Annotated in this window: 22 protein-coding genes; 18 read left to right on the top strand and 4 right to left on the bottom strand. The window is 43.2% G+C overall.

Annotation, left to right across the window (positions count from 1 at the left end; all coding sequences use genetic code 11):
- Positions 1 to 103: 103 nt before the first annotated feature.
- The 4 genes from BLS16_RS20130 to queG all read left to right on the top strand — a co-directional run bounded on the left by BLS16_RS20130 (position 104) and on the right by queG (position 4,499).
- Positions 104 to 985 (top strand): diacylglycerol/lipid kinase family protein, encoded by an 882-nt coding sequence (locus tag BLS16_RS20130; RefSeq protein ID WP_034602508.1) that lies wholly within the window; start codon positions 104 to 106, stop codon positions 983 to 985.
- A gap of 13 nt (positions 986 to 998) precedes the next feature.
- Entirely contained in the window at positions 999 to 2,609 is a 1,611-nt protein-coding gene (locus BLS16_RS20125; protein ID WP_092335438.1) for a tRNA nucleotidyltransferase/poly(A) polymerase-related protein, read from the top strand.
- 172 nt (positions 2,610 to 2,781) lie between these two features.
- Positions 2,782 to 3,429 (top strand): flavin reductase family protein, encoded by a 648-nt coding sequence (locus tag BLS16_RS20120; RefSeq protein ID WP_092335437.1) that lies wholly within the window; start codon positions 2,782 to 2,784, stop codon positions 3,427 to 3,429.
- Positions 3,430 to 3,455: 26 nt separating this feature from the next.
- A complete protein-coding gene (gene queG, locus BLS16_RS20115) occupies positions 3,456 to 4,499 on the top strand; it encodes a tRNA epoxyqueuosine(34) reductase QueG (protein ID WP_092335436.1) in 1,044 nt (347 codons plus the stop codon).
- Between the two features lie 20 nt (positions 4,500 to 4,519).
- Here queG and BLS16_RS20110 read toward each other — a convergent pair whose 3' ends face one another.
- A complete protein-coding gene (locus BLS16_RS20110) occupies positions 4,520 to 5,008 on the bottom strand; it encodes a flavodoxin domain-containing protein (protein ID WP_092335435.1) in 489 nt (162 codons plus the stop codon).
- On the opposite strand from BLS16_RS20110, the gene BLS16_RS20105 reads away from it, so the two are divergent.
- Positions 4,992 to 5,312: a hypothetical protein gene (locus BLS16_RS20105; RefSeq protein ID WP_092335434.1), complete on the top strand. Its 321-nt coding sequence runs from the start codon at positions 4,992 to 4,994 to the stop codon at positions 5,310 to 5,312. The two genes, BLS16_RS20110 and BLS16_RS20105, sit on opposite strands and share 17 nt — an antisense overlap.
- A gap of 22 nt (positions 5,313 to 5,334) precedes the next feature.
- Here BLS16_RS20105 and BLS16_RS20100 read toward each other — a convergent pair whose 3' ends face one another.
- From BLS16_RS20100 to BLS16_RS20090, 3 genes are all read right to left on the bottom strand, one after another.
- Positions 5,335 to 6,501 carry an aminotransferase class I/II-fold pyridoxal phosphate-dependent enzyme gene (locus tag BLS16_RS20100; protein ID WP_092335433.1) on the bottom strand — a complete coding sequence of 389 codons (1,167 nt, stop codon included), beginning with the start codon at positions 6,499 to 6,501 and terminating at the stop codon, positions 5,335 to 5,337.
- Positions 6,498 to 6,995, bottom strand: a complete 498-nt coding sequence (locus BLS16_RS20095; RefSeq protein ID WP_092335432.1) for an Lrp/AsnC family transcriptional regulator — start codon at positions 6,993 to 6,995, stop codon at positions 6,498 to 6,500. The genes BLS16_RS20100 and BLS16_RS20095 overlap by 4 nt, the downstream gene beginning before the upstream one ends.
- Positions 6,996 to 7,179: 184 nt before the next feature.
- The gene (locus BLS16_RS20090) at positions 7,180 to 9,096 is read right to left on the bottom strand and encodes an aconitate hydratase (protein ID WP_092335450.1); all 1,917 of its coding nucleotides are present in this window, start codon (positions 9,094 to 9,096) and stop codon (positions 7,180 to 7,182) included.
- 287 nt (positions 9,097 to 9,383) lie between these two features.
- On the opposite strand from BLS16_RS20090, the gene BLS16_RS20085 reads away from it, so the two are divergent.
- The 13 genes from BLS16_RS20085 (at position 9,384) to BLS16_RS20025 (ending at position 21,171) form a co-directional block, all read left to right on the top strand.
- Entirely contained in the window at positions 9,384 to 9,599 is a 216-nt protein-coding gene (locus tag BLS16_RS20085) for an FmdB family zinc ribbon protein (protein WP_092335431.1), read from the top strand.
- Between the two features lie 40 nt (positions 9,600 to 9,639).
- Positions 9,640 to 10,086, top strand: a complete 447-nt coding sequence (locus BLS16_RS20080) for a tRNA (cytidine(34)-2'-O)-methyltransferase (RefSeq protein WP_092335449.1) — start codon at positions 9,640 to 9,642, stop codon at positions 10,084 to 10,086.
- A gap of 78 nt (positions 10,087 to 10,164) precedes the next feature.
- Positions 10,165 to 11,208: a glycosyltransferase family 4 protein gene (locus BLS16_RS20075; protein WP_092335430.1), complete on the top strand. Its 1,044-nt coding sequence runs from the start codon at positions 10,165 to 10,167 to the stop codon at positions 11,206 to 11,208.
- A 95-nt stretch (positions 11,209 to 11,303) separates the two neighbouring features.
- The gene (locus tag BLS16_RS20070) at positions 11,304 to 12,260 is read left to right on the top strand and encodes a glycosyl hydrolase family 18 protein (RefSeq protein WP_092335429.1); all 957 of its coding nucleotides are present in this window, start codon (positions 11,304 to 11,306) and stop codon (positions 12,258 to 12,260) included.
- A gap of 24 nt (positions 12,261 to 12,284) precedes the next feature.
- Complete coding sequence (locus BLS16_RS20065; RefSeq protein ID WP_092335428.1) at positions 12,285 to 12,983, top strand: metal-dependent hydrolase; 699 nt, start codon at positions 12,285 to 12,287, stop codon at positions 12,981 to 12,983.
- A 132-nt stretch (positions 12,984 to 13,115) separates the two neighbouring features.
- Positions 13,116 to 13,256 (top strand): cleavage protein, encoded by a 141-nt coding sequence (locus BLS16_RS20060; RefSeq protein ID WP_081963013.1) that lies wholly within the window; start codon positions 13,116 to 13,118, stop codon positions 13,254 to 13,256.
- 2 nt (positions 13,257 to 13,258) lie between these two features.
- A complete protein-coding gene (locus tag BLS16_RS20055) occupies positions 13,259 to 13,438 on the top strand; it encodes an alpha/beta-type small acid-soluble spore protein (RefSeq protein ID WP_092335427.1) in 180 nt (59 codons plus the stop codon).
- Positions 13,439 to 13,521: 83 nt separating this feature from the next.
- Positions 13,522 to 14,844 (top strand): DRTGG domain-containing protein, encoded by a 1,323-nt coding sequence (locus BLS16_RS20050; protein ID WP_092335426.1) that lies wholly within the window; start codon positions 13,522 to 13,524, stop codon positions 14,842 to 14,844.
- A 73-nt stretch (positions 14,845 to 14,917) separates the two neighbouring features.
- Positions 14,918 to 18,430 carry a DNA polymerase III subunit alpha gene (locus BLS16_RS20045; protein ID WP_176786244.1) on the top strand — a complete coding sequence of 1,171 codons (3,513 nt, stop codon included), beginning with the start codon at positions 14,918 to 14,920 and terminating at the stop codon, positions 18,428 to 18,430.
- 74 nt (positions 18,431 to 18,504) lie between these two features.
- Positions 18,505 to 19,011: a pantetheine-phosphate adenylyltransferase gene (coaD, locus tag BLS16_RS20040; protein WP_092335425.1), complete on the top strand. Its 507-nt coding sequence runs from the start codon at positions 18,505 to 18,507 to the stop codon at positions 19,009 to 19,011.
- A 69-nt stretch (positions 19,012 to 19,080) separates the two neighbouring features.
- Entirely contained in the window at positions 19,081 to 19,281 is a 201-nt protein-coding gene (locus BLS16_RS20035) for a glutamate decarboxylase (RefSeq protein WP_092335424.1), read from the top strand.
- Positions 19,282 to 19,283: 2 nt separating this feature from the next.
- A complete protein-coding gene (accD, locus tag BLS16_RS20030; RefSeq protein WP_092335423.1) occupies positions 19,284 to 20,201 on the top strand; it encodes an acetyl-CoA carboxylase, carboxyltransferase subunit beta in 918 nt (305 codons plus the stop codon).
- Positions 20,185 to 21,171: an acetyl-CoA carboxylase carboxyltransferase subunit alpha gene (locus BLS16_RS20025; RefSeq protein WP_092335422.1), complete on the top strand. Its 987-nt coding sequence runs from the start codon at positions 20,185 to 20,187 to the stop codon at positions 21,169 to 21,171. Before accD ends, BLS16_RS20025 begins: the two co-directional genes overlap by 17 nt.
- The last annotated feature ends 48 nt before the right edge of the window (positions 21,172 to 21,219 follow it).

The following is a 21,219-nucleotide window of genomic DNA, read 5'->3' as shown; positions in this document are numbered from 1 at the left end:
TGGGTGTCTCAAATTAAATAAAAGAATTAAGATATTATCTTACAATAATTATGAAACTAAAGTTCATTAGATATTCAATTAGCAAGGAGTCGATTATACGTCCATGAACGGGAAACGATTGCGTTTAGTTTATAATCCCTATGCAGGTCGAAGAAAATTAACTGCCCAACTAGATACCGTAATTCGAATCTTCCAGGAAAGCGGCAATGAGGTCTGTGTACATAGGGCTTGCTCCCCTGAAGATATGGAAGAAATAGCATTTCAGAGCAGAGATGTGGACCGATTTGTCATTGCCGGTGGAGATGGCAGTATTCATCAGGCTTGCAATGGGTTGCTTAGAATTCCGGAGGATCAACGTCCGGCGTTAGGTATTCTACCTGTTGGAACCGCGAATGATTTAGCTTATGCGTTGCGGTTACCAAAAAGTATTCCTGAGGCGTGTAAGGTGATCGCCAAAGGAAATGTGTTTAGAATGGATACCGGACAAGTCAATGATCGATATTTTGTTAACGTAGCCAGTGCAGGTCTATTAACAGACGTATCACAAAAAGTGGATACTCGTGTTAAAAACACACTTGGACAATTAGCTTACATTCTTAAGGGGATAGAAACACTCCCTTCCTTTCGACCATTTCGTATTGAGTATGAGAAAGATGGGCAACCCTATATCGAAGAGGTAGTTTTGTTGCTGGCTGTGAATGGCCACTCAGTTGGAGGACTTAGGAAGCTTGTGCCCAAAGCTTCACTTACAGACGGATTGCTTGAAGTGCTAATTGTGCCGGCCTCAGGCTGGCCGGAAACAATACGATTGCTATTGAATGTTTTGCGGGGAGACAAATCAAGTTCTGGAAAGATCAAGGAATTCCAAACTAAAGAACTTAAGATATCTACGGATCGCCCTATTCAATCGGATTTAGATGGAGAGTACGGCCCGGAGAGTTCATGGGCTATTAAGATTGGGCCCAAAATCTCCGTGCTTTGCTAATTGGAGGGATTTCATGATCGGAACACCTTTTCAACAGGAGGTCTTGAGAAAACTAAGTGATCTTAGCCCTGTCTATATTATAGGCGGAGCTGTTCGTGATTCACTCTTGGGATTTCCCTCCAAAGATCTTGATGTAGTTACGGTACTTCCTCTTGATCAGATCGTAACTAAATTATCGGATTGGGGATATAAACCACATACAATAGGGGTACATCAGCCAACGGTGAGCTTATTCCAAGGCAAGGACAGAGTTGATATTGCAACCTTTTCCGGAGATTTGGAAAAGGATGCTCTGCGCAGAGATTTCACCATAAATGCAATCTTTCAGGATGTGAAAACCGGAGAGATCAAAGATCCCCTAAGTGGACTCCAAGCCTTAAGGGAAAAAAGAATAGAGTCATGCGGAGGAGCAGAAGAACGTTTCCAAGAAGACGGAATCAGGATTTTGAGGTTAATTAGGTTTGCGGTTCGCTATAGTTTTGACATCGCTCCCGATACTTGGCAAGCCGCAGCCAAGCAAATTTCACTCCTTAGAGGAGTAGCCTTAGAACGAGTAACCGAAGAATTAGCTAAGATTCTTATGCTTGAGGAAATCGAAAATGCTTTAGGACTTCTTGATGACTTAGGATATTTTAATATGTATATCCCTGAACTTGCCAGGCTGAAAGGACTTATTCAAAATCAATATCATACCAAGGATGCTTGGGATCATACCCGTCGGGTAGTAAAGAATGCCCCGTCGACAGTATTATTGCGGCTGGCAGCCCTATTACATGATATTGGGAAATGGGAAACGGCTAGTCGTGAATGTTATACTTGGGGGGAGATTAAGGCATCAGCACGAGGCTACACAGTCAATGAATTCAACTTAATAGGAAAAAATCTGAAACGTTGGTTACATAAAAATGTAGAGGTTCACGGCGGAAGGTTGGACAATTACCCTGAGACAATCGTTGTAAAACGGATTAAACCTCTACAAACCTTACCTAAAAAACACTTTGAAATGGTCTTGAATGGAAAACGACATTTCCTCCAGCATGAAAGGGAAAGCGCTCGTTTGGTTAAAGAACTCCTAACTAGGTTTCGCTGGAGTATGGTTTTACCTGGAGGAAACAGTGGTGAACGAGAACTTCATTTTTTGGTAGGGCATCATATGCAAGGAAACTTAACCTTTATGAGTGAATTGAAGGGCGAGATACATAGTCCCAAAACTCGCTTGAAAGCCCGTCGTTTTGCTTGGGAAATTGGTTGGAATGGACAGAGTTTTAACTCACAAAGAGTGGAGAATCTCCTCGATCTCTGGAAGGCAGATTTTCTTGGCGGTAAGCAGGATGCCGAGGATAATCTATACCGTCTTGAAGGGATACAGAGTGAAATTCGATCTGCCTGTACTTTCCTCAAAGAGCGTTCCCGCCTCTTGAATTGGAAATTTTTTGAGGGTTTTGCCCGTGAGAAAGGGCTTGAAGCTGAGATGTTCGGTCAATTCAAAGAACACGTTCACAAGCGAGTCATGTTTGATGATAAGTATAGTCTGACAGATTTGCGGTTTTTGGAAAAAGAATATAACTTTTACTGTAAATCCGAATCATCGGCTTGGAATAATCATAAACCCAGATTAAAGTAAAAAATTGACTCCCGCCCTCAATATTCTTAATTGAATATTGTACTTGAAAGTAAGGATGTTCTCGGAAAAGTGTTGTCATAAAGTTTGGCAATAGAAGATCAAGGTTGACCTGGATAAATTACTAAGTTATAATTATTATTAATAAATCATAACACAGAGGAGGATGTTGTTCATGGAAAAGAAGTGGCGCTGTACCGTTTGTGGGTATATACATACTGGCGAAAATCCGCCGGAAATCTGTCCGGTTTGTGGAGTTGATTCGACCTTTTTTGAACTGGTCACTGAGGAGAAGGATGTTGCTGCTCCAACCTCAGGTGTTGTGGCACCTAAGCCGGAAACTTCTCAGTTAGATAAACCTGCGGCAATTCGTCAAGCTCTCTATCGAATCTCCTATGGCCTGTTTATTATAACAGCGCAGGCTGATGGTAAGGACAATGGACAATGTGCTAATACATGTTTTCAAATCACCTCTGAACCAGCCAGATTAGCAATTGGAATCAATAAGCAAAACTATACTCATGAGCTGATTCAAAAAAGTGGCAAATTTGGTGTTTCAGTACTAAGCCAAACGGGTCAAGACTATGCCCGTGGGTTTGGATATCGCACGGGTCGGGATGTTAACAAGTTTGAAGGGGTAGCAGTTCATCGTGGAGAATCGGGAGTTCTGCTTCTGGATGATGTACTTGTAACCATGGAAGCAACGGTAACGGGTCAACTGGATGCAGGAACCCATACTCTCTTCCTAGGGGATGTCACGGCAGGGGAAATTCTGCAAGAAGGGGATCCCATGACCTATGCGTTTTTTAGGGCCTCGAAGTAAATTTGCTTACATCAAGGAGATGGCCCATGGATTTGCATGAACAGCTACACTGGAAAAAGATGATAGTAGAATGGGCAAGGAAGTTGGGCTTTGTCTCCGTGGGATTTACCACTGCGGAACCTATAGAAGATTTAGCTGCTATCCTTCAAGCTCGCGTTGATCAGGATTGGGCGACACCTTTTGAAAGTAAGGAGATCCAACAAAGGGTTGCCCCCAAGGCTGTTTGGCCTGATTGTCAGACGGTTGTTGCCTTAGCCTATCCCCTCCCCTTTACAGTATCTCCTCAAGAAGGAGAGGGTGTGATTTCGCGCTCAGCTGTGGGGGAGGACTATCATCGGGTGGTTCTTCGAAAAGTGCAGGAGCTAATTGATACTATGGTCAATAACAATTGGTTGGGGCTATGTCGCTTTCAAGTTGATACGGGACCCTTAGTTGAGCGGGCATTTGCAACACGAGCGGGGATTGGCTGGATCGGTCGCAACCAACAATTGATTATACCGGGAGTTGGATCTTTTGTTACACTGGCCTTACTTCTTCTAGATCAAGAGTTGAGGCCGGATGACCCTCTTGTTCTCCAGTTATGCGGAAATTGCCAAAAATGTGCTACTTCATGTCCGGCGCAAATTATTGGCAGGGAACCTTTTCCGGCTAACAAATGTGTCTCTTATTTAACTCAGAGTAAAGAGTTGCTTACTTCCGAGGAGATTTCCAGCCTGGGTCTCCAAATCTTTGGCTGTGATGTTTGTCAAGAGGTATGTCCGCATAATCAAAAATGGTTGGAGGAAGAACAGACTTCTTTAACTGCTGCTGATTCCTCCTCCGCTGCCCGGCCTGCACTCAGGCGAGGCGTAGATTTAGTCGAAACTCTTAACTTGACTAAAGGTGAGTTTGGCCAACGATTTAAGATAACTGCAGCAGGATGGCGCGGAAAGGGAGTCCTTCAGAGAAATGCATACTTAGCGCTAAGAAAGGTTGAGGAAACTAGTGCTAAGCAATGGATCAACGTCCATACAATAGCTAGGGCAATTCCGCCCAGGATATTGCCTTATGTAGAGAGAGAACAAGAGTAGGTGAAAGCTTGCTTGGTTTCTTAGGGAGTAACTGCCTGGTTAAATTTTTCGGCAAATAGCCTGATTTCGTTAAGATTAAGCTGAGAGACATCGCTGGTTACGCCGGCGACTTTTTTTACGATTTGTCGCTCTAGAAAGTTCATTTTGGATATGAGAAATTCTCCGCCAAATAGACCCTTTGCCCTTGAATGGTCTCTCAATTCCTTGGAGTATGTTGCCTCAAATTGGGATACAGCTTTATCTCCCTCAAACATGCAGCATAGAAACAGGCCTAGTCCCTTAGAAAGCAGTTCAGCTTGGTTTTGTTTGAGAAATTGCTTTACTCTTGATTTGGTAGACCCTGCATAAATGGAACTGCCAATTATGACTGAATCATAGTTGGTCAATTTGGGGTTAGAAAGCTTTTTTAAGTTGATTAATTCCACCTCTCCCTGAAGTTGTTCACTGAGGATTTGAGCAGCTTTTTCTGTTGTGCCATGAGAGGACGAATAGATGATCAATGTTTTCAAAATGATTTCTCCTTCTTTATATAGGATTACAGAACCCATATTTATAAATTCCTACTTTAAGGATAGATCAGTTATCTTATTTGCAACATTATATAATATGCTTAATATCTTGGAAAGCAAGAAAGCAAGCAAGCAAGCAAGCAAGAAGGGGAGAAGGGGAGAAGGGGATAGAGCCAGTAAGAATAAATATAAATGCGAAATAAGCACGGAATGGGTAAGAGTTCGTGCCTATTTCGCATTATATTTACTCCATGTGAATTTAAAATACAATCCTAATGTCGATATAGAAGCAAAAGAAAATTAGGAAAGTGGACTAAGCCTAATTGCTATATATTTAATCTGCGTTCTACAAAACTGGAAATGCGCTTAAGGGCTTCCTGAAGCTGTTCCATAGAATAGGCGTATGAACAGCGAATATGTCCTTCTCCCGAGGGCCCAAAGGCAGTCCCCGGAACAACTGCGACCTGTTCTTCTTTTAAGAGTTGTTCAGCAAATTCTTCCGAAGTTAGTCCGGTCTTTGAGATATTAGGGAACACATAAAAAGCTCCTAAAGGCTCAAAACAGTCCAGCCCCATTTGCCGAAAGCCGTGTACCAATAAACGTCGTCTGCGATCATAAGCAGTGACCATATCGTTTTTAGCTTCAGTTGCCGAGCGCAAAGCTTCAATGGCGGCAAATTGTCCCATGATCGGAGCGCAAAGCATAGTGTATTGATGAATTTTGGTCATTCCTTGAATCAGGTCTGGGTGCCCTGCCACATATCCAATCCTCCATCCGGTCATGGCGTATGACTTTGAGAATCCGCTCACAAACAGTGTGCGATCTTTCATTCCAGGTAAACTGGCAAAGGAGACATGGGTTTGATCATAGGTTAGGTCGGAATATATATCATCAGCAAGGACAAGAAGATTATGCTTACTTACAAAATCAGCGATGGGCAGCAAATCCTCACGATTCATGATTGCTCCAGTTGGGTTATTAGGATAGGAGAGTACTAAGAGTTTAGCCTTTGGAGTATACACTCGCTCTAATTCCTGGACACGCATACGAAAATCATCTTTAGCATAAGTAGGGACATAGTTCACACTTGCCCCGGCTAATATAGCGCAGGGGGCATAGGAAACGTAGGACGGATCAGGTACTAAAACTACATCACCAGGCTCTAGTACAGCACGCATTACAAGATCCACCGCTTCACTTGCTCCGGAGGTAATGAGAATTTCATGATGAGGGTCGTAAGAAAGATCCAGGGTTTTAGATAAATGGTGGGACAGCTCTTCCCTTAATTCAAAAAGACCGGCATTACTGGTGTACATGGTCTGTCCTTCTTCAAGTGAGAAGATGCCGCTTTCTCTGACAGTCCAAGGAGTTACAAAGTCCGGTTCTCCTACACCTAATGAGATGACATCTTTCATGGTTGCTACAAGGTCAAAGAACTTGCGGATACCTGAGGGTGGCAGGGTTGCAACATGGGTTGCCAAATAATTGTTCATGGTGACACCACCAGACGTTGAAGAGTCTCTTCTTCGCCCATAAGCTCTATTCCATCTTGCTTATAGCGACGAAGTACAAAGTGGGTTGCTGTGCTTTGCACATGTTCTAATGAAGCTAATTTTTCTGCTACGAAGAGGGCAACATCTTGCATGGTTTTTCCTTCAATCAGGACAGATAGGTCATATCCTCCTGACATCAGATAAAGTGCTTTAATTTCCGGGTATCTTTGCAGACGTTTGGCAATTTTATCAAAGCCATAGCCCCGTTGGGGTAAAACTTTGACTTCAATAAGTGCGGATACTTTATCATCGCCAGTTCGATCCCAGTTAATCATGGGTTGGTAGCCGACAATTACTTTTTCCTTTTCCCAATCACTGATACGCTTTTCAATATATTCCACCGTTAACCCGGTTTGAATCGAAAGCTCTTCAGGTTTAAGTCTACAATCTTGAGCAATTAGTTTAAGCAGGGTTCGATCCTTATCACTGAGCATTTAATCCACCTCTTTTATTTATACTTCAAAAAGCAAAGCTTTTTTTGTATTCTGTATACGTTTTTGAGCATAATTGCAACTAAGGTCATGGCCCAAAATTATGACCATAACCATAGTTGCCTCTAATATATAACACATCTTAGCATGTTTTTATTTATTATAAAAGATCCAATAATAAGGTTTGTTAAATCGCCCTGGTCGAATTAAGGAGTCCGCCTGCCAGAAGGATTTTAGCCTGACGTTCGGTGAGACCGTGTTTAACCCAAACTGGCTTTGAGTCGTTATCTAAGGTAATAGCAAAAGGCTCGGAGGTTTTTACAGCCTGATGCAGATCGGAAAGGTGCAAGGTCATACCGGCGCTGAGACGGTCTAAGTCGTTTTCATCGACGAAGGTAAGAGGAAGAATACCAAAATTAATGAGGTTAGCACGATGAATGCGGGCAAAGCTCTGAGCTAAAACAACACGAAGACCCAGATACATAGGAGCCAGAGCAGCATGCTCTCTGCTTGAGCCTTGACCATAATTGTGCCCGGCAATAATCATGCTTTGTTTGTGGCCTTTGGCTTTTTCGGCAAATTGAGCATCGATCTTGTGAAAGGTAAATTCAGAAATTGCCGGGATATTGGAACGAAGGGGGAGGATTTTCGATCCCGCTGGCATGATATCATCGGTTGTAATATTATTGCCTAGTTTTAAGATGACTGGCAAATCAAGGGAATTATCCAGAGCAGAGGCAATTGGGAGAGGCTGAATATTGGGTCCGCGCCGAATGATCGTATCCGGATCACCGGGAGGAATAATCATGCTGTCATCAAGGCGAAAGCGTTCCGGAAACTCAACTTCGGAGGAAAGCCCCAGAGTTCGGGGATCAGTGATAAATCCAGTGAGAGCAGAGGCTGCTGCGACTTCTGGACTGGCTAAGAAGACTGAAGCATCTTGAGTCCCGCTGCGGCCTATAAAATTTCGATTAAAGGTTCGGACAGAGACTCCTTGCGAGACTGGAGATTGCCCCATACCTATACAGGGACCACAAGTTGATTCAAGGAGACGTGCTCCACTATCGAGAAGATCGGTTAAGGCACCATTGCTGGAAAGCATGCTCAACACTTGACGTGAACCTGGGGAAATAACTAAGCTCACATTTGGATGGACCTGCTTACCTTTCAGAATTTCACGAACTCGCATTAGATCCTGATAGGATGAATTTGTACAACTTCCAATCGCGACCTGTTGAACAGCAGTTGCAGAATGATTACTTACAGGAACCACGTTATCAGGGCTATGGGGCTGGGCGATGAGGGGAACCAGAAGAGATAGATCGATTTTCAGCTCTTCGTCATAAGTGGCATCTTCATCCGCAGATAAGGGAATATAGTCTTCCCCTCTGCCTTGGGCCTCAAGAAAGCGAAGAGTTTGTTCGTCACTTGGGAAAATCGAAGCAGACGCCCCCAGCTCAGCACCCATATTAGTTATGGTAGAGCGTTCCGGAACCGTAAGGGTTTTTACTCCCGGCCCGGCATACTCAATTATTTTACCGACTCCACCTTTTACAGAAAGGATTCGGAGTACTTCCAAGATAATATCCTTGGCAGAAACCCATTCGGAAAGCTTTCCTGTCAGCCAAACCCGCAGGACTTTCGGGCTGGGAAGGTAAAAGGCTCCGCCACCCATTGCTACAGCAACATCAAGCCCTCCGGCACCCATGGCCAGCATTCCCATTCCACCGGCAGTAGGGGTGTGGCTATCTGAGCCGAGGAGTGTTTTGCCTGGTTTAGCAAAGCGTTCCAGATGGACTTGGTGACAAATTCCGTTTCCGGGACGGGAAAAATAAGCCCCAAAGCGTGCCGCTGTACTTTGCAGGAAAGCGTGATCATCAGCATTTTCAAACCCTGTTTGGAGTGTATTATGATCTATATAACTTACCGAACATTCGGTCTGTACTCTAGAAAGGTTCATGGCCTCAAACTGTAGATAAGCCATTGTACCTGTAGCATCTTGGGTAAGTGTCTGATCAATACGTAGCGCTATTTCATTTCCGCTTGCTAAATCACCGGAAACTAAGTGAGTTGAGAGTATTTTTTGAGCTAAATTTTGACCCATGATAATTCCTCCTTTGAAGTTGGTATTAACTTTACCAAAAACAAGAGGAAACATCTAGGGTTTTCCTATATGTATACAAAATATCTGGGTAACAGCTATTGATTTTTCTGAATTATAAGTTTTATAATCAATAGTTGTTCTACATGATGAAACCGTAAGAGTAATTGTGTGATTTTCTTTAATTTAAAGTTCTAATGACAAGTTTCGCTAGATTTAAGGTTGGGTTTGTCAGATTTTCAGGTTATAATAGTTGGGATAGTTGATAAATTGTTAAGAGGGGTCATTATATGCCAATGTATGAATTTAGATGTCCGAGTTGTGGTGGAATCACTACAGAATTATGCAAAATGGGTGAAAACGGAGAACATATATCGTGCTGTGAATGTGATACCACAGGACTTATAAAGAATATCTCAGGATTTTCTAGCCTTGGAATTCCTGGCGGTGGCGGGAAGGGCAGTTGTTCTTCCAGTTGCAGTGGTAATTGTGCAGGATGTCATTGAAAGGAGAACAGTCTTTTTGAACAAGCGACTTAATATAGTTATGGTTGAACCAGAAATCCCTCCCAACACCGGAAATGTAGCGCGACTTTGTGCTGCTACCGGAGCTGCTCTCCATTTGGTAAAACCCTTAGGTTTTAGCATTGATGACAAACATCTTAAGCGTGCCGGCTTAGATTACTGGCACCTGCTGGATATTTATATTTACGAAAATTTTGCTGAGTTTGAGGAGAAGAACCCTGTAGGTCCTCGTTACTTAGCGACGACAAAAGGTTCTCGATCTTATACAGACATTTCCTATGAAGTGGGCGGTTACCTGCTCTTTGGTAAGGAAACGAAAGGGTTAGCTCCTGAAATTCTTGATCGCTATCCCGATACAAAGATACGATTACCAATGCGTTCAGATGCCCGGTCTTTAAACCTCTCGAATTCGGTTGCGGTTGTTGTTTACGAAGTGTTACGCCAATGGGGTTTTCCGGATCTTGTCTAAGAGATTAGTGAATTAAAAGGTATTGGCACCTAAGCATAAAGAGAATAAGTGTGAAGTAAAGGCGGTAGAGGATCTATCATGATGAATGGGTATGGGCTGACATTTCTTATGGCCTTAGTGATTGCAGTAATCGCTACACCGGTTTCCATGAGACTAGCAAAATATTGGGGGGCTATTGCCTATCCGGGTGGCCGGCATATACATCGGCGACCGATTCCCCGTCTTGGAGGCTTAGCTATCTATGCTGCATTTTGGCTTGCGGCTTTTTATACACAAGTGTGGAATGAAAATATTTGGGGTCTATTCATTGGAAGCAGTATTATTGTGGCTGTAGGCATTTGGGATGACATCCGCGAAATTCGCCCCTTATATAAGCTATATTGGCAGATCACGGCAGCGGTAGTGCTTATCTTCTTTGATTTTTCCATGAATTCCATATCCCTTCCCTTCCTCCAGAAACCCCTTGAGTTTGATCAAAGTGTTGTGGGTTTGGCGTTAATGATTTTTTGGGTTGTTGGCCTGGTAAATACTGTTAATGTCTCGGATGGCTTGGATGGACTAGCCGGAGGTATTTGTTTTATTGTCGCTATTTTATTATTTTGGTCAGCGGACAGAATCCAATCCTTTCCGGCGGCTAATCTTACCTTGGCTTTAGCAGGCGCACTTCTGGGGTTCCTGTTTTTTAACTTCCCTCCGGCCCGGGTCTTCATGGGGGATTCCGGGAGTATGTTCCTCGGATACATCATTGGTGGGATCTCTATCATGGGTCTGCTTAAAACGGCAACAATTCTGGGTTTGGTTTTCCCTCTTTTGATTTTAGGTATGCCGGTCACTGACTTAACCTTTGCGATAATTCGACGTAAACTACGTGGTCAGTCTATTGCCATGGCGGATCGGGGGCATTTGCACCACCGTCTGCTAGATGCGGGTTTTACCCAAAGGCACGCTGTTTTTTTAATGTACGGGATTAGTGCTTGCTTTGGAATAGCAGCTGTACTTGGAGCGAAGGGTCAATGGATTGGTGCTCTGATCGTGCTTCTGATTGTCTTTGCTTTACTGGTGACCATTCTTATGCGTCGTACAGATAAGCTTATGGGATTTAGTCGACGCCAATCAAAATAACTTCATTACAATAGGTAAAATCCTATCTTTCTACATGAGGCCGCTACACTTCTTTTTCCGGCTATGCATATGATGGTCGGAAAGGGGGTATAAGTATGCCATTAAATGTATTTGCCTTTTATAATGGCTTAACGGAGCAAACAAAAGGTTATCCTTACCTAAAACGTTATGGCAGAACCATACAGCAATTAGCAATTTTTGAGGTGTCGATTCAGAATAATGGAACGATTCTCGGGCGTCCAAGCCGAAGTCTTATTAATGAGGTTCATGCTATGGGAATCAAAGTACTCTTGGTAGTCAGCAATTTAACGCGCCAAGGACAGTTTTCTACGGAGTTAATGGCCCGCTTAATCCGGGATCAAGATTTTGCTAATCAAGTCTGGAGGAACATACGAGATATTTTGGTTGAGTATCAATTAGACGGAATTAATCTTGATTTAGAAAAGGCGGCACCGTCTGACCGATCACTTTTTACCCGATTCATTCAAAACTGGTCTGCTATGTTTAGAGCGGGAAATTTCCTGGTCTCAATAGATGTTCCTGCCAAGACTTCCAGTGATCCTCAAAACGCTTGGAGAGGTTCGTTTGATTATCGGCCCATTGGGCAAGCTGTAGATGAGGTTATATTGATGACCTATGAGGAACATTGGTCACATAGCGAACCGGGATCGGTTGCCTCTATTCCTTGGGTAACTCAGGTTTTAGATTATGCGATAGCTAATATTCCCCGGGATAAAATCTATATGGGGATTCCCCTCTATGGGTATGATTGGCCTGAGGATGGGACGGGGAAGGTCATTGGCTATCAACGAGCAACTGAGCTGGCTAAGAGATACGGTGCTCCGTTGCAGTGGAATGAAAGGCAGCATAGTACCTATTTCCGCTATGAGACCAGAGGGGTTCGTCACACAGTATATTTTGAAGATCCAAGGAGCTTGAGAGATAAGTTGGAACTCGCAACCCAGAAGGGGATCCGCGGTGTTGCCCTTTGGGAGATGAATCTAAGTTATCCTCGTTTTTGGGAAGTGCTTGAAGAGTACGTAAATCGCTAAATAAAATAGGAGGTTTTTTTAAGTATGCGACTTCATTTCCATGGACATGCCTGCTTCGAGATTGAAGGGGTAGAAGGGCGAATTCTTATTGATCCTTTTTTAAACGGAAATCCCAGCGCTACAGTCAAACCTGAAGATTTTACACATTTAGATGCAATTTTGGTAACCCATGGGCATGATGATCATTTAGGGGATGCAATAGAATTGTCTAAACAAACCGGTGCTCCAATCATCTGTGTTTTTGAGCTGGCTCATTATTGTCAGAGTCAAGGGGCTAAAACACATGCAATGCATATTGGAGGAAAGCATCAGTTTCCCTTTGGTTTGATTAAGTTAACCCAAGCTTTGCATGGATCCGGGATAATAAGTCCAGACGGAGAAACTATGATTTATGGGGGCTTAGCCTGTGGATTTTTGATTCAGATGGAAGGAAAATGGCTTTACTATGCTGGGGATACAGGGCTGTTCGGAGATATGGAGCTTATCGGCCGACGCTATCCCATCGAGGTTGCCATGCTGCCAATAGGAGACAATTTTGTAATGGGTGTTGAAGAAGCAGTACATGCTTCCCAATTATTACGCCCTAAAGTTGTGATACCCATGCACTATAATACCTTTCCGGTGATTGCTCAAGATGTTGGAGAATTCTTGCATCTCCTACAGCGCAGAGTGCCGGAAAGCCAAGGCAAGGCCCTTAAGCCAGGAGATTTATATGAAGTTTAAGTTGAGATTTACTATGAAGTTTAAAAAGAGGTTGATTTTAATCCCACTTGATTACCAAGTGGGATATTTTTATGGAGAAATGGTCAAACTTAAAGAGTGAGGAGAGTTTTATAAGTTAAGGAGATGAAAATGATGACAAGAAAATTATGTACAATTCGTTGCCTTTATGGGATCAATGGTCGCTGTCGGTTGGAACATATTTTAGGTGAACGTGGTCCAAACTGCCCTCACTACGAAGAAGACTTTAATATCATGAGCAGGGGGAGGATCTAACTATGAAGGACAAGAAGCCAAAAGTAAAGAGACTAGATCCTTTAGAACCGCTGAAAATGGAGATCGCGGCTGAATTAGGATTACTTGACCAGATCCATGATAAAGGCTGGCATTCTTTAAGTGCCAAGGATGCAGGACGTATCGGAGGATTGATGACTCAGAGGCGTCGAAAAGATAGTTAGTGGATAGTAGAAGACATAGGTGAATAGTAATTCATGTGATATAATTATAGTCCGATATAGTAAATAGTGGGGAGCGTTAATAGTTGACAAAGCATCAACAAATTTTAACCTTTATTGAAGATCTGGCAATTGGTAGTAAGGTTTCCGTACGGTTTATTGCCAAGGAACTGGACGTAAGTGAAGGAACGGCTTATCGGGCTATAAAAGAGGCTGAAGGAAAAGGATTTGTTCGTTCGATTCCAAAGGTTGGAACCATTCGAATTGAAGGGCTGAAGGAGAGACAAATCGAGGACCTGACATTGCGTGAAGTTTCACAGATTGCTGAAGGTGTCGTAGTTTGTGGTTTCACCCATCTTGATCGCTCCCCCAATAAGTTCGTTATTGCTGCGATGGAATTAAACACTATGGCACGTTACTTAGAAGCTGGGGCATTGTGTATTGTTGGAAATCGAAGAGACGCCCAGATATTTGCTTTGAATAACCATTCGTCACTTTTAATAACCGGCGGATTGGAGCCGGATGAGGAAGTTGTAGAATTAGCACGCAAGAATGAGTTAGTGATTATTCAGTCTCCCTATGATACTTTTGCAGTCACCTCAATGATTAATCGTGCACTCTATGATCGATTGATTCAGAAAGAACTTATTTTAGTTGAAGATATTATGGTTGAGGATGTTAGTTTTCTTACAATCGATGCCACGGTTGATGATTGGCGAAAACTGTCCCAAACTACTGATCACAGTCGTTTTCCGGTGGTTGATAAGGATATGACTCTGGTAGGGATTGTATCCGCCGTGGATGTTGCCGGAGCGGATGTTAAGACACCTATTAAAGACTTAATGAATGCAAGTCCATTTCTAGTCGGACGAGATGACCCTGTAACCCATATTTCACGAATTATGGTTTGGGAAGGATGGGAAATTGCCGTTGTTGCGGATCAGGGGAAATTGATTGGCATCATTAGTCTCCAAGATGTGATTGAAGCTTATCAGCAAGTGCAAAAACAACCACAGTTTGGTGAAACTGTAGACAATCTTGTGCTAAGTGGGTTCCGATTTGTCGATGATGCCGAGCATCTCACAATTGAAGGAGAAATCACTAACGCTATGAGTGACGATTACGGATCTGCCAGTTGTGGAGTTATTGTGACAGTTATGAATATGGCAGGCTATATTTCCCTGCGTAAGAAGTATCGACTTAATGCAATTACCGAGAATTTTACGCTTTATCAATTACAGCCCATTGCAGTTGGTACAGAAATTGTGGTTACAGCTAAGCTGTTATTAGTTGCTAAAAAGCACTGTAATATTGAGGTCGAAGTGATGGCTAATAACGATTTAGTGGCCAAAGGATTAATGACCGCTAGAATTGGGGACAAGAAATTGGTGAGTGATACAGCCCATTAGGAAATGGATGTGGCTAAAGCCCCCTCGTCCACTGGATTGAGGGGGCTTTCTAAGGAAGGTAGGTGGGATCCTTATGAGGGCTCAAGTAGCTCATAATATGCATGGCTTTGTACACCTGCATAATCATACAGAATTTAGCCTGCTAGACGGGGCAGCACGAATTAAAAATTTAGTTCAGCGTGCCGTGGAACTGAAAATGTCGGCTTTGGCTATCACTGATCATGGAGTTATGTATGGAGTTATTGACTTTTATAAGGCTTGTAAACAAGCGGGAATTAAACCGATTATTGGCTGTGAGGTTTACGTCGCACCAAATAAGAGAACGGATAAAGTACAGGGGAAGGACGACTCAAATTATCACTTGGTCTTGTTAGCTGAAACTGAGCAAGGGTATCGAAACTTAATAAAATTAGTTTCCATGGCTCATATTGAAGGTTTCTATTATAAGCCTAGGGTAGATAAGGAAATTCTTCGCAAACATGCCCAGGGAATAATTGCTCTTAGTGCTTGTTTGGCCGGAGAAGTTTCCGATTACTTAGTTCATGACCAACTGGAAACGGCAATCAAAACCGCTCGGGAGTATGAGGAGATATTTGGAAAAGGTAACTTTTTTCTGGAACTGCAAGATCATGGCTTAGAAGAGCAGCGCAAAGTTAATCAAGGAATGTGGCGGGTGCACGAGAGTACAGGAATTCCAATGGTGGCTACCAATGATGTACATTACGTTAATCGTGAAGATGCCTTCGTTCAAGACGCTTTGCTCTGTATCCAGACCGGAAAAACTTTGGAGGATACAGCCCGCCTGCGTTTTTCCAGTCAAGAGTTTTTTTTGAAATCTGAGCAAGAGATGTCTCTCCTCTTTGGGGAACATCCGGAACTTTTGAGCAATACATCTATGATCGCTGAACGTTGTCAGATGAATTTTCAGTTTGGGGAGAATTATTTACCGGTGTTTGAGGTTCCCCCAGGGTATACCTTAGATAATTATCTGGAGGCAGAATGCCGTAAGGCCTTTCCGCGATTTTATCCTCAAATGACTGAATTAGAATGTCAGAGGTTAGATTACGAACTAAAGGTCATTTTTCAGACGGGTTTTTCAGGATATTTTTTAATTGTGGCTGATTTTTGTCGATTTGCCCGGGAGAACGGAGTTGTGGTTGGTCCGGGAAGAGGATCAGCGGCGGCAAGTATGGTGGCTTATCTGTTAGGCATAACCTCAGTCGAGCCCTTGCGCTTTGATCTCCTTTTCGAACGTTTCTTGAATCCCGAACGTATTTCTATGCCGGATATTGATATAGATTTTGACCCGGAGGGTCGAGAGCGTGTCATTCGTTATGTCACAGAAAAGTATGGCTCTGATAAGGTTTGCCAGATTATCACCTTCGGAACCATGGGTGCTAAGGCGGCTATCCGAGATGGGGGACGAGTTTTGGCTATCCCCTTATTTCGAGTTGATAAAGTTGCTAAAGCAATACCTTCAGATCTCGGAATGACCTTGGAAAAAGCTTTAGAGGTGTCCCCGGATTTGGCCCGTATGGTCGATGAGGATGAAGAAATTAAAAGACTCTATACTCTTGCCAAATCACTTGAAGGAATGACTCGTCATGCTTCTACCCATGCGGCAGGAGTCGTGATCGCTAAAGACCCCCTGACAAATTATCTCCCTCTCCAGAGGACCTCTGAAGATTTTGTCATGACCCAGTTTCCCATGAAGGCTGTCGAGGAAATCGGCCTTCTAAAAATGGACTTTTTGGGATTGAGAAATCTAACGATTTTGCAAGAGGCTGTCCGCCGTATTGAAGAAACCCATGGTTTAAAGCTAGATTTAGTAACTTTAGCCTTGGATGATTCAAAAACCTATGAGTTACTAGCATCCGGAAACAGTACCGGAATTTTTCAGCTGGAGAGCGGCGGAATGCGTGCCATCCTCAAGGACCTTAAGCCAACATCCTTTGAGGATATTATTGCCGTCGTGGCTTTATATCGTCCCGGCCCTATGGAACAGATCCCGGAATTTATCCGCAGGAAACGTGGAGGGAACATTACTTATCTGCATCCAAAACTGGAGCCAATTCTTAAATCGACCTATGGTATTATCGTTTATCAAGAACAAGTCATGCAGATTGCTCGAGATCTAGGAGGGTACTCTCTGGGAAGAGCGGATCTGCTCCGTCGAGCGATGGGTAAAAAGAAGAAAGAAATCATGGCAGAAGAGCGGCAGAACTTTATCTATGGCTTGCAGGATAGCAGTGGAGAATGGATTATTCCGGGAGCTTTGAGATTGGGCTTGACCCTCGAAGATGCTGAAGAAATATTTGACTTAATGGCAAAATTTGCGGAATACGGCTTTAATAAAGGGCATGCAACAGCATATGCAGTTATTTCCTATCAAACTGCTTATTTAAAAGCTAATTATCCATTAGAATTCATGGCAGCGCTCTTAAGCACTGTGATGGGTTCTTCAGATAAAATATCCTTTTACATTCAAGATGCTCGCAGCAGCGGAATACAGGTACTTCCTCCTGATGTTCAATATAGCCAGGTAGGATTTTCGATAGAAGAACAAGCGATTCGCTTTGGTTTAGGGGCCATTCGTAATGTTGGTGTCAACGTTGTAGAAAAAATTTTAGAAGCAAGGCAAGAGGGGAAGTTCAAATCTCTGGATGATTTTTGCCTGCGTGTTGACCAAAAGGTTTTGAATCGCCGAGTTATGGAGAGCTTAGTTCGCTCAGGTGCCTTTGGATCAATTTGTACACGGGCGCAGGCTCTGGCCGTTATAGATCAAGTATTAGAGACAACTTCTCGACGCCAGAAAGACCGGCTTTCAGGGCAATTTTCTCTTTTTGATTTAGATGAAGACATGGATGAAGGTACTGTTTTACCTCAGATTCCCGACTTCAAGGAACGGGAGATTTTAGACATGGAGAAGGAGTATCTGGGCCTTTATTTAAGTGGACATCCTCTGTCATCTGTCTTGCCGTTGCTGAAAGATTATATGTCTTCCGATATTTTGACTTGTCTGGAGGGGGAGGAAGAGAAGAAGGTGGCCCTGGGAGGATTGGTAACCGGGTTTCGTCAGAACATTACGAAAAAGGGGGAGATGATGGGCAGTTTCGTTTTGGAAGATTTGACGAGCGGAATTGAGGTTTTAGTGTTTCCTAGGGTGTATGCCCAAGCTCCCTCTATTAGTAATGATGATGTAGTTGTTGTAGTGGGACGGTACAACATCAGGGATGAAGAAAAAAAGATTTTCGCTGAGAAAATTACGAAATTAGAAGACTTGAAACCCAGCTCAGTTCAGGTTCCTAAGCAAGAATTAGCGGCAGTAGCTCAAGTCTCAGAAAAACCCAAACGTCTTTATCTGAGGTTTTCAAATCAAAACAGTGACTTAATGGAAACAGTGTTAAGTGTTTTACAACGTTTTCCGGGGAGTCAACCCGTCTACTTCTATTTTGAGGATAGCAAAAAAGTACTTGAAGGGAAACAGAGTTTTTGGGTTGACGATAGGGATGAGTTAACAAAAGAACTTTGTGAAGTGATGGACAAGTGCAATGTGGTTTGGAGACAAGCTAAAAATTTTGCTTAATGGCTACTCACTTGCAGGAATCTAAGTCTTTAAGGCGAAAACCAACAAAACATCCAAATTAAGAAGGTGTAAAAGTGAGAATTGCTATATATCCCGGAACATTTGACCCGGTGACTAAAGGTCATCTCGATATCTTAGATCGAGCAAAAGAGTTATTTGACGGTTTAATTATTGCCATTGCTTCAGATAGTAATAAGACTCCATTATTTCTGCCTGAGGAGAGACTGGATTTGCTTATTGAAGCAACCAAAGACATGCCTAATGTAAATGTTCGAGTTTTTGAAGGGTTAACAGTTGAATTCGCTCGCCAATGTGGAGCAATTGCTATAATCAGAGGACTACGCGCCTTATCCGATTTTGAATATGAATTTCAACTGGCCTTAATGAACAAAAAGATTGCCCCGGACATTGAAACTATATTTCTGATGACCCAAAGTGAAAACTCATTTATCAGTTCTAGTGCAATCAAGTGGGCTGCCAAATTACATGCCGGAGTTTCGGACTTTGTACCTGTGCATGTAGAAAAGGCGCTGATTGCCAAGTATGCCAGTTTGGCAGCGAGCTCCAAGAAGGTGGATTAAACCCCTTTGTTGCACATTTAGTAGGGCTGTGGTATCATAAATCGATTTAAAAAGGGGGATTTGCAAAAAATGTGGACTGTTATTTATATTGCTCCCAATAAATTAATTGCCGAGAAGTATAAAAAAATCCTCACGGACGAAGGTATGCTTGTCCAGCTTCGTGCAATCGGATCAACACACCTGGGTGAGCATGCATCAGTCGAAATTCTTGTCCCAGAATCTGAAGCAGAAGAGGCCCATGAAATTATAACTGGCGCAATGGGGAGCTAACTATGTTTAAAGATATATTCAGGAAGACAAAGTATGTTACTATCAATTCTAATCAGAAGCAAAATCGAAGTTCTGAGGTACCTCGGCAGGAAGAGGCAGCAATTGTTAGTAAGAAAGAACTTCCTGATGGCCTTTGGGTTAAATGCCCAAAGTGTGGGGAAGTTCTCTTCAATAAGAATCTTGATGAAAATGGACGAGTATGCACGACCTGCGAACACCATTTTAGAATTTCTGCTCAAGGGCGTCTTGCATTATTAGTCGATGAAAATAGCTTTGAAGAGTGGGATTCTGACTTGAGCCCCTTGGATTCCTTAGAGTTTCCCGGATACGAAGAAAAGCTTTTAGAGGCACAGGAAAAATCCGGTGTCTTAGAAGGAGTAGTTACCGGGCGAGCTCGGATTGAGGGTATTCCCTTTGTAGTGGCTATTAATGAAGCGGGTTTTATGATGGGCAGCATGGGTTCTGTCGTTGGAGAAAAAATTGCTCGGGCTATTGAACGCGCCATTGAATTGAGATTGCCGGTGGTTATTTTTTCTACGTCAGGTGGCGCTCGGATGCAAGAAGGAATTCTTTCTCTATATCAGATGGCCAAGACGAGTGCAGCTTTAGGAAAGTTAGCGGAGAACCATTTATTATATATTTCCGTTCTTACGGATCCTACCTTTGGTGGAGTGACAGCCAGCTATGCTTCATTAGGAGATATTATTATTTCAGAACCTAATGCTTTGATTGGATTTACAGGACCACGTATCATCAAACAAACCATGAGGCAGGAGCTCCCCACCGGGGCGCAGACCGCCGAGTTTAACCAGGAACATGGTTTAATTGATCTTATCGTGGCCCGCACTCAGATGCGTCCGGAGTTAGCACGTATACTGCGGTACCATCAGGAAGGGGCTGAATATGGCTCAACTATTTGAATTTGAAAAACCTATAGCGGAATTAGAACATAGAATTTCTGAGCTCCAGAAGTTTTCTGCGGATAAGGGCATTGACCTTTCCCAGGAAGTGGACACCCTAGAAAAAAGAGTTCTTTTATTGAAGAAGGAAATCTACGGGAACCTGGAGCCTTGGCAAAAAGTGCAAATAGCCAGACATTCCGAGCGGCCGAATTTCTATGACTATGCCCCCTTGCTGTTTGAAGATTTCATAGAGCTTAAAGGGGATCGTCTGTTTGCTGATGACCATTCAATTGCGGGGGGAATTGCACTTTTCCATGGTGTTCCGGTGACAGTGGTTGCCCAAGTTAAGGGTAAGGATACCAAGGAAAATATTAAGCGTAATTTCGGGATGCCACATCCTGAGGGGTATCGCAAAGCGATACGTCTGATGGATCAAGCCGAAAAGTTTGGGCGCCCAATTTTAACCTTTATAGATACACCTGGAGCTGCCTGTGACTTGGGTGCTGAAGAACGTGGGCAGGGAGAAGCTATTGCCCGATGCTTGCTGGCAATGTCAGGGTATCATGTGCCTGTGATCAGTACGGTTATCGGTGAAGGTGGAAGTGGCGGAGCACTCGCTCTGGGAGTTTGCAATGTGCTTTTAATGCTTGAGAACTCCTTTTATTCTGTTATTGCTCCGGAAAGCTGTGCCTCGATACTCTGGAAAGATACAACAAAGGCGAAGGAAGCTGCCGCAGCTTTGAAATTCACGGCTAAGGATCTGTTAAGATTAGGAGTTGCTGATGAATTAGTTCGGGAGCCTCAAGGGGGAGCCCATAATAACCTTCACCAAACAGCTGATGAATTGTCAGAGGTGATTTCCAAGTATCTGGTTAGACTACGTTCAGAAAGTCCGGAAGTAATTCGTGAAACCCGCTATCAGAAGTTAAGGAAGATTGGAATGTTTCGAGAATCTGCTGAGATAAATTCAACAAAAAAGCTTGACTAAGTCTCTGGTTTAGTGTTATTATATCTAAGTCGCCACGATTTGTGTGAC

Origin of the sequence: Desulfosporosinus hippei DSM 8344, assembly GCF_900100785.1 — a bacterium.
GTDB classification, from domain to species: Bacteria; Bacillota; Desulfitobacteriia; order Desulfitobacteriales; family Desulfitobacteriaceae; genus Desulfosporosinus; species Desulfosporosinus hippei.
The sequence above is the reverse complement of the archived record's forward strand: the minus strand, read 5'-3'. Positions and strand labels throughout refer to the sequence as shown.

Excerpts from the sequence above, each read along its gene's own strand:
- BLS16_RS20130 (WP_034602508.1), top strand. The coding sequence starts at position 104 with ATGAACGGGAAACGATTGCGTTTAGTTTATAATCCCTATGCAGGTCGA.
- BLS16_RS20125 (WP_092335438.1), top strand. The coding sequence starts at position 999 with ATGATCGGAACACCTTTTCAACAGGAGGTCTTGAGAAAACTAAGTGAT.
- BLS16_RS20120 (WP_092335437.1), top strand. The coding sequence starts at position 2,782 with ATGGAAAAGAAGTGGCGCTGTACCGTTTGTGGGTATATACATACTGGC.
- queG (WP_092335436.1), top strand. The coding sequence starts at position 3,456 with ATGGATTTGCATGAACAGCTACACTGGAAAAAGATGATAGTAGAATGG.
- BLS16_RS20105 (WP_092335434.1), top strand. The coding sequence starts at position 4,992 with ATGATCAATGTTTTCAAAATGATTTCTCCTTCTTTATATAGGATTACA.
- BLS16_RS20100 (WP_092335433.1), bottom strand. The coding sequence starts at position 6,501 with ATGAACAATTATTTGGCAACCCATGTTGCAACCCTGCCACCCTCAGGT.
- BLS16_RS20095 (WP_092335432.1), bottom strand. The coding sequence starts at position 6,995 with ATGCTCAGTGATAAGGATCGAACCCTGCTTAAACTAATTGCTCAAGAT.
- BLS16_RS20090 (WP_092335450.1), bottom strand. The coding sequence starts at position 9,096 with ATGGGTCAAAATTTAGCTCAAAAAATACTCTCAACTCACTTAGTTTCC.
- BLS16_RS20085 (WP_092335431.1), top strand. The coding sequence starts at position 9,384 with ATGCCAATGTATGAATTTAGATGTCCGAGTTGTGGTGGAATCACTACA.
- BLS16_RS20080 (WP_092335449.1), top strand. The coding sequence starts at position 9,640 with ATGGTTGAACCAGAAATCCCTCCCAACACCGGAAATGTAGCGCGACTT.
- BLS16_RS20075 (WP_092335430.1), top strand. The coding sequence starts at position 10,165 with ATGATGAATGGGTATGGGCTGACATTTCTTATGGCCTTAGTGATTGCA.
- BLS16_RS20070 (WP_092335429.1), top strand. The coding sequence starts at position 11,304 with ATGCCATTAAATGTATTTGCCTTTTATAATGGCTTAACGGAGCAAACA.
- BLS16_RS20065 (WP_092335428.1), top strand. The coding sequence starts at position 12,285 with ATGCGACTTCATTTCCATGGACATGCCTGCTTCGAGATTGAAGGGGTA.
- BLS16_RS20060 (WP_081963013.1), top strand. The coding sequence starts at position 13,116 with ATGACAAGAAAATTATGTACAATTCGTTGCCTTTATGGGATCAATGGT.
- BLS16_RS20055 (WP_092335427.1), top strand. The coding sequence starts at position 13,259 with ATGAAGGACAAGAAGCCAAAAGTAAAGAGACTAGATCCTTTAGAACCG.
- BLS16_RS20045 (WP_176786244.1), top strand. The coding sequence starts at position 14,918 with ATGAGGGCTCAAGTAGCTCATAATATGCATGGCTTTGTACACCTGCAT.
- BLS16_RS20035 (WP_092335424.1), top strand. The coding sequence starts at position 19,081 with ATGTGGACTGTTATTTATATTGCTCCCAATAAATTAATTGCCGAGAAG.
- accD (WP_092335423.1), top strand. The coding sequence starts at position 19,284 with ATGTTTAAAGATATATTCAGGAAGACAAAGTATGTTACTATCAATTCT.
- BLS16_RS20025 (WP_092335422.1), top strand. The coding sequence starts at position 20,185 with ATGGCTCAACTATTTGAATTTGAAAAACCTATAGCGGAATTAGAACAT.